Consider the following 16039-nt stretch of genomic DNA (forward strand, 5'->3'; position numbering starts at 1 on the left):
CCGTTCAATGTTATGTGTTTTTAATTAGGCACGTAGTTTAACAGTGCCTAAGGTGCTAAAAAAGAGTTATTTTCGCTGTAAAGATATTTAATCTTGTGGTTTTTTGGTTGTTTGCGGTTTCTCAGTGCTCACTTCGATGACATGGTTATGCTCATCTTCAACTTGCCAGCGAATATTGAATTCGTACAGACTCATGCCATAGCTTTGTGTTTGTTGTTTTTTCTTTTTATAGGCAGGCCTTGGATCTTGCTTTAAGACGTTGCTGATAAAACTCATTAGCTCGGGGTATTGACGCTGCTTTTCGATAAAGTCTTGGGCTTGCTCACTAAATGACACCGTCATCTCGGTTTCTGGGCGCGTATCGGCAAACCCCGCCGAGGCACCTTGCAGTGCATCTGAATAGGGCAGGTAAGGTTTGATATCCACAATTGGCGTGCCGTCGAGTAAATCTATGCCAGAAAGTAGCAGTGCCAATTGGCCATTTTTATATTCAACACCTTCTAACTTGACTGCGCTCATGCCAATGCCATTTGGTCTAAAGGTTGCGCGGGTGGCAAATACGCCTTTGCGTTCATTACCGCCCAGTCTTGGTGGGCGAACTAGCGCCGAATAGCCTTTGTCAGCGGTTTCGTGGAATCTAAATAGCAGCCAAAGGTGGGTGAACTCTTCAATGCCTCGCACAAATTCTTTACGGTTAAATGCATCGCTGAATATCAGCTTTGCGGTGGCCTCTGGTACCAGTCTTGGTTGTCTTGGAATGGCAAATTTTTGCTTATAAGGAGATTCTATATGGCCAATGGCTTCAACTTCAAATTGCACGATAGCAGGCTCTGTGGATTAAAAGCCGTATTGTATCGCTTTGTATATGGCGCAACAAATTTAAATTTTATAACAGGGCGTGTAATAAAGTGTAATGTACACCGGAAAAATTACCCGCATAATTATCCTAAAAAACGAAACGGATAAAGCGATGTACTTTGCGCGATTTGGCGAGCTGATGTTGACGAGTGATGAAATGGAACTAATTGGTGAAAGAGCCCTTGGTTTTAAAAACAGCATTACCCCTATCTCGAGTGAACAGGGTAAGCGCACAAGCTTAAATAAGCCAACTCACAGTAATGAAGAAATTTCTGCGTTTATGGAAATAGCAATTCGTGCATGCAAAAAGCACCTTTGCCAAAATAGCCCGATCCGCAGTGCGGTCATTTTGGAGCTGCAAAAAAACCGGCAAGTCCTGATGAATACCTTTGGTGGAATCAAAGAAGGCCGCATTAGCCCATGTAAACTTAGCCCTGTATTGCAATCCTACACAGAGTCTATTTCTGCCAAGCTGCTTCCTGAAACCTTGTTGAGCGCGAGTGATTTAAAAACTGCGGTGAGTACAATCTTATTTGAAGTAGCCAGAGAGTGTGTGTAACACGCTCTCTGTTTTATCTTTTATGGTTTTATTTGGCACGGCTTTTCGCCGCAATCAGGGTGATTATAAGTGTTAATTGTCCCCATGTGCCCATAAATATGGTAATTCCTTAAGTCTACACATTCTCCAGTATTAAACTTCTTTTGCGAATATAAACGTACATTGCTTCTTGTTGAAGTAAGTTGAAATACTTTACCTTCATTAAATTGTAGATGAGTGTAAAATTTATTAGGCTCTTTGCGATATGCAACCTGGCCGGTACAGTTGAAATCTGTATATCCAATCTCGATATCCCCTAAGTGATTGTAGTAATTAGGCATCATATAACGCATACTTCTGCCATATTCATTACTTAAATAGTATACCTTTGAATTATCACTATGACCTTGAATATCGTAAATACGGCCAATTCGGGTCTGTCCGTCTCCTTTATACAAATATAAAGTCGCATCGTCTTTATGTGACTGCTCTACACTGATCGCCTTCACTCGCTCATATCCTGGTGCATCTAAGCAGTCACTTGCCCCTTCAATTGAAATTGGTTTTTTATCTTCAAATGCGTTAACCAGCAGTGCATAGCTTGCCTTACCTGTTGCTGATGACAGAGACAATGTCCATGTATTCATATTATTTGGTAATACGCAATTAGGTTTTGGGACTTCATTGTGATTATCTAAAGTAATATAAATTAGGTCTTGTTGTATTTTTAGGGTTTTTATGTCGTTTGAATAACCATAAGCAGTTAAAGGGGGTGAAGATAGTAATATCAATATTAAGTATAGGTATTTAAAGATCAGTCATTCCGTTTGGTTTTTTTAAATTATACATTGTAGTTTTTCACAATAAAGTAGAAAATACCCAAAATAGGTTCAAATAGCGATTTACAGGTAGGTAATGATTTTATGAAGTACTCATTAATTTTGGCTTTAATGTCGGTAGGAGGGTTTTCAACCTCAATATTTTCTGCAGAAAATGCAGGCGTTAAATCTATTCGCATTGAAAACGATGTGGTTTATTTTCAAACACACATTGATAAAGCACACAGTATACCGAGTTGCGTTAGCGCAAATAATAATCCTTATTGGACGTTGTCATTAAATACTGCGTCGGGCAAAGCCAGTTATTCGTTACTGGTGACCGCGGTAAGTGAAAAGCGACAAATAGCGGTTAAATCCGCAGGCGATTGTTTGGATGCATCAGGGTATGAGCGTGCAATCAGCGTTGAGTTGGGTGATGTAATTACACAGCCACCCGTGCGTGCTAATGCAAGAGCGGCTTTATATCAAGGAGATGGAGTAACCAAAATAGGCGAAATCTTGACGGCTACTGAGTATGAACCGGGAAAATTTAGTTATCAATTATTGGTCGACGTCGATGGTGTAAACCTTATTCGAAATTGGTCGGCATACCCCTACCCATCTATTATTAGTACTCTTTATTACGAGGGTACAGATTGTACAGGCAGAGTGGGTTTTTATGCTAATAATCCATCCGGCTTTATGGCCTCTCCTTGGTATAAAAATGGTAAGTTTTTAAAATTAGATACAGCAAGCCAGATTTGGCCTCGTTCGCAAAAATCTGAGATGGGCATTTGTTATCAGATGTCTGGCAATGAAAGAGTCTACCCTGAAGTGTCTTATGATTATCAGTTGACTCATCCTCAATGCGGTGTTGGTTTATGCCAAGTGAGAGTAGATTAAAATGGCACGTTTAACACTATTTAGCTTGTTTTTTTTGTTTATAGCGCCTGTGGTGGCCACAGCGCAGACGCTAGCGGTAAAAATATCAGAAGGCATCGTTTATTTTAATGCGCCGATAACTGGGGAAGCGCCGAGTTGCGTGACTGCCGACAATATCAATAAATGGGCATTTTCATTAACAAGCCCTGATGGTGCCCATTTATATCGCGCCTTATTAGTGGCACAAAATCAACACGCATTAATTAAAGTAGCAGCTACCTCGCAGTGTAGTGCAGTTTTTAATATTGCCACACCTAAATCAATTGAGCTGATATATCAATAACAGTAAAAGCGGAATTTTTATTATACTGAATAGGGAGCGCACGTGCTCATAGTTTATGAGCGCGTTATCAATAATGAAGTTAACTAATTTTTTAATATCTAGCTCAGCGATTGTAAGTGCCGCTTTGTTGATGTGCGCCAGTGCAAGTGCATCGATATTGGGGCTGACCAGTTTTGATTTGCTAGATCCAGAGCCTGATTTACCCGCACGCGCGCAAAATAGCCGCGCGGCGTGGGATGATTACAACCTCACGCTATCACAAAGTGCGCAAGGTACCATACAGCTACGCTGGCATGCACAGGTTGGCATGTCTCAGTATAAAGTGGCCTATCAATTGGCGTCAGGGGAGTGGATTGAAACACACGTACAGAGTAACTCCTTTGACTTAAGTACGCTGGTGGAGCAACCGACATCGTTTAAGGTGGTGGGTTGTCAAACGGCCACACAATGCGACGACTACGGTAATGAACTTAGTGCGCAAGTCAGCGGTGTTGGGACAAACGCTTTATTTATCTATTTACCTCAATATGTCCCTGCGGATGAGGGATTTCGGGTATCTTGGAATGCAGTAACAGAAGCACAGCAATATCAGCTTCAGCGCGCAGATTTTGGTGGTCAATATCACACTGTGAGCACGGTACATCATCAACCTGAATTTCCAGACTTTCACTTTGATGAACAGGTAATAACGCCTGGGCAATATTGCTATCGCGTAAATGTGGTACTGGCCAATGAAGTAACAAGCCAGTCTTTACCTGTGTGCACGCAAGTCGCAACGCGCGAAATGGCCACGCCATCTGGGTTTTTAGCTGAAAGTACAGAGCCCGGGGTATACAGCCTAAATTGGCAACCCGTTGAGCGTGCCCATTACTATCAATTGGAGCGAGAAACGCTTACTTTGGAAACGGTGCGCATTGAACAAAGTACAGAGGGCGTTGAGTCCAGCTTAGTGCTAGCAAGCCCAATGATGCGGGCAGCCATGCCATCCGCTATACCGTCCACGATGTCTGCAATGGCTTCATCGAGCCGCAGTGCAAGGGCGTTGACTCTGCCTGCTGCAAGTCCTGTATTAGAGCAGCAAAAATTCACCAAAACTTGGCAATCCATCGAATCACGAAAGGTTACCCATAAAACTCAAGTACATACACTGGGCACATTCGAGCTTGACGGAGCTCAAAACTACCGTTTATCAGCGTGTGATAGGAATAACACCTGCTCTAAACCTCAGCCAATGTCTTACCACGTACCGATTAGCAACGCTGTGAACGCAAAAGCGACCGGTGCAAAAGCAGGCAAGTCGGCGAGTGATCAAAATTCCGTCTCTCTGACTTGGGATCCGGTACCTGATGCAGATATGTATACAGTAAAAATGCGACGCAAAGGCGCTCAGTGGGAATCTTATTTTACAGGGATCACAGAAACACAATTCAGTGAAAAAATCCGTTTAGCGGGCGAGTATCATTTTGAGATCCAAGCCTGTATCAAAGAAGGGTATTGTGGTGAAGTCGTACCTGTGGGCAATACCGTAACCTTTACCTTGAATAGCCCTAATAATGCGATGACACCAGAGTATATTTTGGTGCCTAACAAAGTGAATGTGGGTGAACCGTTTGATGTGAAATGGCGTGCGCCACGTCAGCAGGGCTTTGTAGAGTTTGAACTACAAGGCGAGCTTAGCAGTACGCTCAAGCGAGACAAAACTAATAATTTTGGTTATGACGCCCAGTCGGGTTTTTACTATGACACACGCCCAGCGTTGCCGCACGGGAGAGAGTACTGTTATAAAGTCAGAGCGTGGTATGAAGGTCAAGTAGGGTCTTACACGGGGACTGAGTGTACCGTTGTTGGCACTAAAGTCTTTGACGCTGTGAGGTACATGAATGCGAATTTAGTCAGTGCACAGACGGTCAGTATTAGCTGGGAGAAAAAACACGGTGCGACCAATTATTTGCTGGAATTTCAGAAGAAAACAGCAGATGGAAAAATTGAGTGGCAACCAATCTATTTAGGGCCTGACAGCTCGATTACGCAGTCAATCGACCCGTTTCATCTCACACAGTATCAGCGCTTGGGACACTTAGGTTATCGCGTGTCAGCATGTAACGCACAAAATGTATGTGGTGATTTCATGCGAGCGTTTTTACGTGGTTTGAGTACATCTCATTTTGGCAAAACGGTGTCGGCTAATAGCAAAGTACCCGCGTGTTTACATGTGCCAGCTCAGGTGGCTGCTGGGCAGTCTGTACCAATCACATGGTGTGACGCGCAAGCGGATGGGGTTGTAGCGTATGACATTGAAGGTGAAACGAGCAGCACGATATTTACGGCATCTGCTCAAAACGCACCACGGAATATGCATACCTTGATGGAAACGCATCGCACACCGGCTGCTGGCCGTAGCTATTGCTATAAGGCTCGCGCACGCTATGCGGATGGCTCAGTAAGTGGCTACACAGCAACGCAATGTACTCAGGTAGGCACTTTGGCGTTTGAGCCAGTTAGTTACTTTGACGCTCATATGAGTGCAAATAATAGAGTGTCTTTGGCGTGGGGCAAAGTGATAGGTGCTGAGTTTTACTTGTTAGAGTTTCAGACTAAAAACAGTGCTGGCATGGTGGAATGGTTACCCATTTACTTCGGCCCAGGCCAAACCGCGACGCAAACTCTAGATACGTTCCATTATGCTCAGTTTAGACAAGCAAACCATTTAGGTTATAGGGTCTCTGCATGTGATCAAGCAGGCTACTGTGGCGATCATAAACGAGATTACATTCAGAGCTTGAGTGCAAGCAACTTTAGTCCAGTTGCACTGCCGATAAACCAAGTCCCTGCGTGCATTTATGTTCCAAGCAAAGTGGTTGGTGGTAAAAATGTGCCTGTGAAATGGTGCGGTGCGCAATCACAAGAGGTCGCTGAGTATCAAGTGTTGGGTGAGCTGAGCAATGTGATTTATAGCAGCCGACCTGAAATGGCTTCAAAAGATCTTCAAGGCGTGTTTGAGCTAAAACGTACCTTAGCGCACGGCCGCGAGTACTGCTACAAAGTTCGTACGGTAATGCGTGATGGTTCAATGAGTGACTTCACGCCAAAGGTGTGTACACAAGTAGGCGATATCAACTATCAGGCTCCGACCTCGGTCACGTTAGATTTTGTAGCTGAGGGGTCAAATCAATACTTTGTTAAATGGCCTGCGGTAGCGGGTGCCAGCAAATATAGACTGGAACTACAAACAGCTCTTGGGCAGTGGGCACCTTTATCATGTCACGTCACATCCTTCACTCAACAAGGTAAACCGTATTACGGCTGCACGATTGTATTGGGCGTAGGCGATAAAGTCCAAGAGTTAGGCTGGAGTGTATTGCGTATTTCTGCATGCAATGCCAATGGTGGTGGCTGTGGTAACTATATTCGAGTGCCTGTGATGCAAGCACCGATTTTAAGTGGGCGCAACACCTTAACTTGGACCTCCCCGGTTGATGCTAATTACTTTGTCTTACAGCGAGCACAGTGCGCTTCAAGCTGCAGTGCCACGACTTCAGTGGCTTGGCAACAAGTCACGCAAACAACTGAATCACAGTATAAACAGCCAACAACGGATAAAGGTAAATACCTTTACCGAGTAAAAGGCTGTAATACCGTTCAGTGTTCTCCATGGAGTAATACAGTCGAAGCCAGCAGTAAGAAACAAGTGATATTTATTCACACTGACCTATTAGGCAGCCCAGTGGCTGAATCGATTTTGAATTAAAAAAAGAGCGGTTTGAGGTATCAGACCGCTAAATACGATTGTTTAAATGGATATAAAAATGAAATTTACAATGCGGTGCAAGTTAGGCTTACTAGCAGGGCTTTTGCCTTTGCAGGCTCTGGCTATATCAGATCCCGCTAATTTACCTGATTATGCATATAACTATAAAGAATATACCAATAACAGTTCTGAAGTACAAACCCTAACAACTGAGCTCTTAGGAGACAAGGTAGACTTAGCGGGTGGTGGTTTTAGCATCTCACATACTGATTTAACACTTACAGTTAATGGAGGGTTGAGTTTTGGCATTACCAGAGAGTTTGCTGACCCTAATGGCTGGTTTGACCAAACTAAGGAGTTTGGTGTTTGGAGTTTAAAATTACCTTACATTCGATCTGTGTTTGCGGAAGATAGAAATCAGGTCTATAAGGGCAAATCCTCATGGATGAAGGGTGTGGCGTGCTCCTCAAGGGTAGGTGATTCTCCGCACATGAGCCACACTGATACACAAACTGGTATTGGTTATAACCTAAATCGAGACCAGTACTGGAATGGCGATAGTTTATCCTTACCAAATGAACCCACGTACAAACTTTTACAAAAAGAGTCTAACGGCGTTATTCAGAAAACGACTAAAGCATCTCATGATATTTCATGTTATACCGCAAAAAGTGGTGATGAAGGTTTTAAAGTAATGAGCCCGACGGGGATTACTTATTACTTAGATGAAATGAAAGTCAACATTAATCGTACAGCGATGTCGATGCGCCCGCATCCTCGTATTGCGGAGTGTGGCACTTTAGAACCTGAATGCCCTATCAGTGGTTTAGGGCCGTCTGATGATAAAGATGGGCCTGCAGCATTGCAGTACAATGTATTTATGCTGCCTTCAAAGATTGAAGATAAGTTTGGTAATCACATAAATTTTCTATACCAGGGAAATGGTAAGATTGACAAAATTACGACGTCGGATGGGCAAGTTGTTAAGTTTGATTGGGCGGCGACAGAGGAAAAGATAGAAACTATCACTCATAACAATAGGAAGTGGGAGTATGAATATGACACTGTTAACTTGCCTTTTTCTCCATTTTTGGTTCAGCTTGGTAATATAAAGCTTCCAAACGGTGGTTATATTGAGAGTACACTTAAGCAGTATTTCTTAAAAAAAGTGACGTTACCAAATAATCAATATTGGGGAATGTCATACGCTGATAAAGATATTTTTAAGAAGCGGATAGTCGGATCTCAAGGGCCTACCTCTCAATGTACCGGAAAGAGCGGAAACTCGGTAAATGATTATATAACTCTGACGCACCCCAATGGTAGTCATGGCAAATTTTCTATTCGAGAACTTTGTAGGGGCACATCTGACGTACCAAAAATTCTCAAAGTAAACTATCGAAAAAGACAAAACTTTGATGAAGCGTGGATCAATCGTTCCTCGTTTGCGTACGCTCTGACTGATAAGTCATTAACTATACCAGGCGTTCAAAGTCCAATGGTTTGGCGCTACGATTACTCACAAAAGCCAGGTAGTTATAGCGAAGAGCTTAATCAAATACATGAAAAAAGCACGATAGTTACAAACCCTGATGATTCCTATACTGTTCACACTTTTAGTCGCCGTTATGGCATTACTCAAAATACACCTATCAAGGTTGAGACATTTGAAGCCGATAATACCAAGTTAAAAATGGTGGAATATGAGCATCACTATGGTCCAAGTAAAGGTGATGATCCCTCTTTTTTGGTTATTGAAAGCACAGATAAACCTTATGAACCGCAACGTAAAGACTTTACTTCTGATATCAATGTTGAAGTGAGTGATGTAAAAACCACCATTTTTAAAGAGACAACTCAGTCGGTTTACACGACAAAAGTACTAAATTTCAACGAGTACGATAAGCCAGACCTGTTTACGTTAACAAACCATGTTAATGCTCAGTCCAAACATGTGCGGTTGACACACTTTCATGACTTAGGGACCAATTCGTTAAACCAACCAAGTAAAATTTTTGTCAGTGAGACGGACTTATCACTGATTGATATCAATGGCACTGACAAACTTGCTGCTTGGACTAAGTATGCTCCATATCAACTGACCAATCAGGGTGCTACACGTACGGTTCATTTACCTAGCGCCATTGAAGTACATGGCCAGTTAAAAAAGACATTTAATGCTTACCATGGCCATGGTGGCTTAGAAAAAGTCACTTTTAATGATGGCACAGGTAAACGTGTTATTCGTTACAGCGACTATAAGCATAATACTGCGCAAACCATTACATTACCGAATCGTTATTTTGACGCGCAATCGATGTCGATTAACAAAGTCATTGATGAAAATGGATGGGTGAGGCAAATCAAGAATTTGAATGGTGTCACTACCGACTATGGTTACGATGAGGTTGGTCGTATCACCAGTATTGATTTAGCCAATGACACAGATCAAAATTGGCTTGATACCCAATTTACGTGGAATGACGATACCCTTACTCGTTTAGTTAGACGATGCTTCTTAAATGCGCTGGGGGAGTGTGACCCGACCAGTGTTGAATACCTAAATGTTGAGCAATACGATGGGCTATATCGATTAATTAGCAAAACAGAAACCGATCTGTCTGAGCACGCTAGTTCGATAAATCCGACCCGTTATCAGCGTTTTAGCTATGACTATAAAAATCAACCAACTTTTGAGTCATTTCCTAGTTTCGATGCTCTTGAAGCGAGAGGGACGAGTACGTTTTATGACGCCTTAGGCCGAAAAGAATCAGTGACAGTCAGCGGGCTGGGTACCACGCGTTTTGAATACCTGAGCGGTCATAAAATGTCGGTGACTGACGCTAAAGGACATACCACAAAAACCACATACCAAGCATTTGGCAGCCCAGCTTATGATATTGCCACGCTCATCGAGTCTCCAGAGTCGGTGACAACGGCGATGGATGTGAACTTATTTGGGTTGGTTGAATCCATCACCCAATCAGGTGAGGGTGTGTCAGTCACGGAGACACGCAAGTACGACGATAACCAAAACTTATGTTTGATAATCAGACCAGATGTGGGTAATACCCTGATGGGCCACAACGCTTTAGGTCAAGTTATGTGGCAAAAACAGGGAGTCAATAATACGCAATGCGTCACAACGCAACCCAGTGATGCAACGGTGTTTAAGTATGACAACTTAGGTGATACTCATACAGTGACGTTCCCTGTAGGTACTCCGTCTTTAACTTATGAGCATGACAACAATGGCAACCTTTTATCTTTGACCGCTGGGAGTGTGAATCACACTTATTATTATAACAATCAAGGGGCTTTAGAGCTTGAGCGGCTAACAATCAATAACACCCTTCAATCAGAGGTTGATTATGGCTATAACAGCGCCTTGGCACAAAGCTATATTGCTTACCCTGATGGCACAACTGTGCAATATAGCCCAAATGGCTTTGGGCAACCAACGCGTGCAGTTATATTGGATGCAAATGGAGCGGTAGAGCTCGCATTTGCTGAAGACGTAAGTTACCACCCGACAGGTCAGCCTGCGCGTTTTATATATGGTAATAAGGCGGTGCACAGTTTAGAGCTCGACCCATTGAGTAACTTGCCTAAAACGCTGACAGATACGTTGGGTACTTCACCGTTAGTGAATTTGACATATGACTATGACAGTAATGCAAACGTTACTGCCATTAAAGATAATGTGAATAATGCCTATAGCCTAACGAGTTTAGTTTATGACGGCCTCAATCGGCTGAGAGAAGTACAAGGTGGCATAGCAATTGGAAACAGTACAATTACATATGATACCCTCGGTAACATTAGCACCTACAAAAGCAAAGACCGAGATCTTACTTATCATTATCAAAAGAACAGTAACCGCTTAGAGCGAGTGACAGGGCTGGGCACAAACGGTAAGTATGGTGTGATTGACTATGATGCACGAGGCAATGTCACGCATAACGGCGGGTTTGCCATGGATTATAACTTGGCGAATCAAATGGTTGAAGCCAAGGGCAATCGTTACCTTTATGATGGTCATAACCGCCGTGTGAAACAAGAAGATGGCAATGGCACCAGCTATAGTTTATATAGCCAAAGCGGCGTATTGCTGTATCGTGAAAAAGATGCATTTGCAGGTGAAGGCACCAGTTACATCTATTTAGGTAAAAAGCTCATTGCAAAGTATGGCGATGTGACGCCACCGACTGCAAATAATGACCGCCAATACCATCGCCCATTCGGAGAAACGATAAACCAGCCTAAAGATGATGTAGGTTATACAGGCCACAAGTTTGATACAGATTTGAACTTGAGCTATATGCAGGCACGATACTATGATCCAGTTATTGGGCGGTTTTATTCGAATGATCCTAAAGACGCTGCTCTATTTTTAGCTGAGGGGAAAATACAAGGTTTTAATCGATATGCTTACGCAAATAACAACCCGTACAAGTATGTAGACCCCGATGGTAACGCTCCAATTGAACAAATTGAGGAAGCTATAAATGATGCAAACTTGGTTGAAACAGGAGGGGATCAAGAACAAGCACATGATTTAACAAACCAACAGCTAGACAAAATGGGAGAAGCGGCTTTAGATGCTCATGTGGAACAATTGAGTTTAGTTGGAGGGCTTGCTGTAGCCGCAAAAACTACAATAAAAATCGCAGATAAAATGGACGTAGTAGTTACTGTAATAGATGCTGTAGCTGAGTTAACCGCCGCATTTGATGGAAACATGAGCAATAACCCCAATACCAACGGAAGGCTCGGCTCTGGCAGACCAAGTGGCACAAAATCTATTGAACGAGTTTTAGAAGATGGCGAGGCCAAAAATCCATTGAAAAAATTCAAGACATTAGTAATAGGTAAATAATGAAATATTTATTTAAATACCCCAGATTAGTCTCAGTTTTGGTAGTTAGTACTATTGTCAGTCTTTTGACATATTTCTTGGCCAGTATTTTTTACACTAAAAGTATTCTGGTCTCTGCGGCATTCTCAATCGTAATTTTTTTGATTAGCGTCATATTTACGATTACATACAAAGTCTTAAGGGTAAAAAATAGAATTAAGCAAATCAGAAAACATTATTCAACAAAAGATGTTTTTCCCTCGGTTGCGGTCCAAGAAGACTGGGTTAGTGGAATAGGTTTTACTGGTCAATTGAAGCATCGGCAGTCAGCACTTTACTCTAGTAAGGGGGTATATGTTCACTATGGGGCACAGCTTAGACAAGGCAGTATTTTTTTACCATGGAATAAAGTTGAAGGGGGCTATGACATAGCCCACTTATCAGAGGGCAGTTATTGTTTTGCTGCTCGTTATGAAGAGCTCCCTTTTATAATTGCTATTCCATATGAAAAACGTGTGGAGCGCTTTATTCCTAATTTTTTGTTTAAAAACCCTTGAGTACTTTTGTGTAATGTTAGATAAGATTAAGGCCAGCTATAATAGAAGGTTTGGCCTTAATCCCCATCTGTGCTCCCCGAATCTCCGTAATTATAATCTAAGGAGTTATTTGACAAACTATCACTATAAGTAATCGAAGATAAAGCTTTATTAAGCTCAACAGATGTGGTGCCGTTTAAGTAGTTTATTAACATGATAGTAGAAAAAGTTGAATCTAAGTTTAGTATTTTTTTAGCCAACTCTTTTCGAAGTTGATCGTATTCGTATCTGCTATGATCAAATTTTTCATAAAAATTGTGGCGCGTACATAGAAGGCAGTAAATAAAGTGAATGTTTTTTTGTTTTTCGAGATGCACTTGTCCAACTATCTTTTCTACTTCCAAAAGAGGGTAAGCTTCTTTCGTACCTAAGGAGTTTACTAAAGTAGGTAAAATTTTCTTTAGTAATGAATTTATGCTTAGTCGGTTGAACATAATTTTAGCCATGGAGTTTATAGTTATATTTATTATTATCTTTCTTGATCGAATAAGGCAAGTTGGGACAGGCAAAACTAAAAATAAAAAGAATAAGTTGGGACAGGCACTTTTTAATCAGCCAATATCATCATAGGCATGAGTTTAGGAGGAACTAAATAGAGGACAGGCTCAAACCTTTGTCTCCAAAGCCTCTCACTCTGATTTGTTCCCATAAAGTTGAATAAATAAAGGACAGGCACTTTTTAAACATCAATATCATCGTAGGCATGAGTTTAAAAGGTGCATCTTCTAGGGTTAGGTGGCCTTGTCACATTGATGTTTGTTGAAAACTAAATAGAGGACAGGCTCAAATCTTTGGAACTAAAGCCTCGCACTATGAAGTAGCCCCATAAAGTTGGACTCATTTCTAGGCGGCTAGCAAGGCCTGATTTCGATACGCTATCGGACTCAGGCCTTTTCGTTTCAGCTGAAAAATAAGTTAGGACAGGTAAGCACCCGAATTCAACATGCAAGAGAGATAAAATAAGTTGGGACAGACACTTTTTTCACTTTTTTCAAAATCAATATCATCATAGGCGTAAGTTTAGAAAGTACATCTTCTAGGGTTAGGTGACCTAGTCACATTGAGGTTAGTTGAAAGCAAATCACTTGAATAGGAATATTTTCATTTTTATAAACAAGCAATGTTTAAAATGGCAGACGTAAAACTGCGTTAAATACTATCCAACACCTTTGTACCAGTTCACATCATTTTTGGCTGCATGCGCTTGCAGCGCAGTTTTAGAACCAACAAAATTCCCATACTGTGTCCCATAATTTTGTATTTTATCTAACCAAGCTTTCTCATCAATATTGAGTAAAGTAAGTATTTTGGGAGTACTTTTTGGGATGTAACCTTTCTTTTTGGGGTGAACATGTCGGCCTGTCCAGTCAACTAGATCAAAGTAATCCAATAGAGAAAATGGCAATGTGTGCGTTTGCTCTCTTGTGCCAAAAGGTTGTAGTGATATGGATTGCACAGAACCTTGTATTTTTTCATTTTGTTTTGATTCTTTTGTATTTGATTCAGCGCTTTGGAACTGTTTCAATCGCTCTTGAATCGAAGTAAAGTCACAGTCCTCTAGCTGATTTGCTATATTCGCACGTATAGGGTTTAAATCCACATATGCCATGCAGTTTAGTAGAGCGTTTTCATCTAATAAAGCTTGAGATTTATATCTTCCTTCCCAGTACTTTCCTGTGCAGTTATCCTCTTTGTTTGCTTCTTTTGCGATAAACTCATTAAGGTTTTTCATATACCAACTAATGTCATAAAGTCTTGTTCGCCATTTTGCGATCAGTTCAGATACTAGTAGTTGCTCCGCCTCGCTCAGGGTTTCTCCTTGCAAATATCTATCAATGATAGGGCTGCCTTTATAAAGCTGATACCACCTCGAAATTACTTCATCATCTGACCAGCCGAGTGCCTGAAGTCGATTCACTTTAACAACGAGATGATAATGATTGCTCATGATGGCATAAGCCGCGATTTCAATAGCAAATATACTACTTAATAGCTTTACGCGCTCCACTAACCAAGTACGTCTATGGTCAAAGTTTTTACCTGAATATTTATCATCACCACATAAAAATGCGCGGCGAACGCAGCGTGCAATTAGGTGATAATATGGTGTAGCCGACAAGTCTATTAACGCTTTCCTTGCTCTTGTCATTTTTGAAGACTCCTTTTTGTCTGGATATATAAACAGTAGTTAAGGTGTGTAATTTAAGCAAAGAATTTATGTCTGTCCCAAACTTACATCCAAACTTATTTTTTTCCTTGCTCTTGTCATTTTTGAAGACTCCTTTTTGCCTGGATATATAAACAGTAGTTAAGGTGTGTAATTTAAGCAAAGAATTTATGTCTGTCCCAAACTTATCCATTAGCAGAAGCTGAGAAGTGCCTTATTTCTATCTTGTTTTTATATGTGGTGCACTTGCATGTTGAATTCGGGCAATTTGTGCCTGTCCCAAACTTAGTGCCTCCCAAACTTATTTAAAACTTATTCCATTCAAACTTATTCCATCAGTCAGTATTTAATTATATGTATTAATACCTGTATGGGGTACAATGTGCTTTATAAGGACAATTTATTATTTTAAAAAGCAAATTAATGAAAAAAAAATATCTTCCTGTTTATCTCGCTAGCTATGTCTAGTGGTGCCATTGCTGCATCAAGTGTTGAGCAACTAGAGGTGTATGGTGATACGGTCACATTTACTTTATCAGCGCCTAAGCAACATACACCGCCAAGCTGTGTGAGTGGTGACAATCACAACAAATGGGCAATCAACTTAAACTCCTTACAGGGACAAGCTATGTATAGCTTATTGGCATCTGCTGTCTCCAAAGGGCAGTTAGTGTCGGTACGTTCTGCAAATCGCTGTGAGTCTTCCCCAGATATAGAGCAAGCTGCGGGGGTGTCATTGTCGACTAATTACCAAAGCCCACTTACAACCCAACAGCCCTCTATTTATAAAGGGGACGGAGTAACAAAGTTAGGTACAGTGATAGGTTTTGACGGCGGGAGAGCTTACTTCATCCCCAATGGTGGCTCAAATCAAGTTTGGTCATACATAAAATATCAAACGAATAATGCTAACCCAATATTTTTAAACCCGCAGTGTAATGGGGATGCGTATGATGATCGGATCCCTAGGACTCCAAGCTATATTCCGGAACTTGATAAATATGTGGCAAAGTCAAACAACAACCTTGCTGAAAACCGTTTGAATACAAAAGGTAATACACCTGTTTATGCTTTAGTGTATAAAGATAAATGGCAAAATCTCGAGTATAAATATGAGTGTGTAGCTCAAAACAAGGTAGCCAGTGAATACAGTAGCTCATATTCAAAACTTGAACCTATGCCTCACCCATTATGTGGTGATAGTGCCTGTTTTCTTAAATAATAAAAAATA

The 16039-nt window shown here is 41.4% G+C and carries 11 protein-coding genes; 7 read left to right on the top strand and 4 right to left on the bottom strand.

What is annotated here, in order from left to right; all coding sequences use genetic code 11:
• Nucleotides 1–87: 87 nt before the first annotated feature.
• Nucleotides 88–819 carry a tRNA (N6-threonylcarbamoyladenosine(37)-N6)-methyltransferase TrmO gene (gene tsaA / locus AC2CZC_RS13700; RefSeq protein WP_484582201.1) on the bottom strand — a complete coding sequence of 244 codons (732 nt, stop codon included), beginning with the start codon at nucleotides 817–819 and terminating at the stop codon, nucleotides 88–90.
• A 151-nt stretch (nucleotides 820–970) separates the two neighbouring features.
• On the opposite strand from tsaA, the gene AC2CZC_RS13705 reads away from it, so the two are divergent.
• A complete protein-coding gene (locus tag AC2CZC_RS13705) occupies nucleotides 971–1417 on the top strand; it encodes a hypothetical protein (RefSeq protein WP_484582202.1) in 447 nt (148 codons plus the stop codon).
• A gap of 20 nt (nucleotides 1418–1437) precedes the next feature.
• On the opposite strand, the gene AC2CZC_RS13710 is transcribed toward AC2CZC_RS13705, so the two are convergent.
• Complete coding sequence (locus tag AC2CZC_RS13710) at nucleotides 1438–2043, bottom strand: hypothetical protein (RefSeq protein WP_484582203.1); 606 nt, start codon at nucleotides 2041–2043, stop codon at nucleotides 1438–1440.
• Nucleotides 2044–2319: 276 nt separating this feature from the next.
• On the opposite strand from AC2CZC_RS13710, the gene AC2CZC_RS13715 reads away from it, so the two are divergent.
• From AC2CZC_RS13715 to AC2CZC_RS13735, 5 genes are all read left to right on the top strand, one after another.
• Nucleotides 2320–3117, top strand: coding sequence for a hypothetical protein (locus AC2CZC_RS13715; protein ID WP_484582204.1), 798 nt, complete (start codon nucleotides 2320–2322; stop codon nucleotides 3115–3117).
• A 1-nt stretch (nucleotide 3118) separates the two neighbouring features.
• Nucleotides 3119–3439, top strand: coding sequence for a hypothetical protein (locus tag AC2CZC_RS13720; protein WP_484582205.1), 321 nt, complete (start codon nucleotides 3119–3121; stop codon nucleotides 3437–3439).
• Between the two features lie 73 nt (nucleotides 3440–3512).
• Nucleotides 3513–7187: a hypothetical protein gene (locus tag AC2CZC_RS13725; protein WP_484582206.1), complete on the top strand. Its 3675-nt coding sequence runs from the start codon at nucleotides 3513–3515 to the stop codon at nucleotides 7185–7187.
• A gap of 58 nt (nucleotides 7188–7245) precedes the next feature.
• On the top strand, nucleotides 7246–12066 hold the full coding sequence (locus tag AC2CZC_RS13730; protein ID WP_484582207.1) for an RHS repeat domain-containing protein: 4821 nt from the start codon (nucleotides 7246–7248) through the stop codon (nucleotides 12064–12066).
• Complete coding sequence (locus tag AC2CZC_RS13735; protein ID WP_484582208.1) at nucleotides 12066–12602, top strand: hypothetical protein; 537 nt, start codon at nucleotides 12066–12068, stop codon at nucleotides 12600–12602. The genes AC2CZC_RS13730 and AC2CZC_RS13735 overlap by 1 nt, the downstream gene beginning before the upstream one ends.
• Before the next feature lie 56 nt (nucleotides 12603–12658).
• On the opposite strand, the gene AC2CZC_RS13740 is transcribed toward AC2CZC_RS13735, so the two are convergent.
• Both AC2CZC_RS13740 and AC2CZC_RS13745 read right to left on the bottom strand, forming a co-directional pair.
• Complete coding sequence (locus AC2CZC_RS13740) at nucleotides 12659–13075, bottom strand: DUF6559 family protein (protein WP_484582209.1); 417 nt, start codon at nucleotides 13073–13075, stop codon at nucleotides 12659–12661.
• A gap of 722 nt (nucleotides 13076–13797) precedes the next feature.
• On the bottom strand, nucleotides 13798–14790 hold the full coding sequence (locus AC2CZC_RS13745; RefSeq protein WP_484582210.1) for a transposase: 993 nt from the start codon (nucleotides 14788–14790) through the stop codon (nucleotides 13798–13800).
• A gap of 478 nt (nucleotides 14791–15268) precedes the next feature.
• Between AC2CZC_RS13745 and AC2CZC_RS13750 the strand changes: the two genes are divergently transcribed.
• Entirely contained in the window at nucleotides 15269–16030 is a 762-nt protein-coding gene (locus AC2CZC_RS13750) for a hypothetical protein (RefSeq protein ID WP_484582211.1), read from the top strand.
• The last annotated feature ends 9 nt before the right edge of the window (nucleotides 16031–16039 follow it).

It is taken from the genome of Pseudoalteromonas sp. MMG033 (assembly GCF_057197785.1).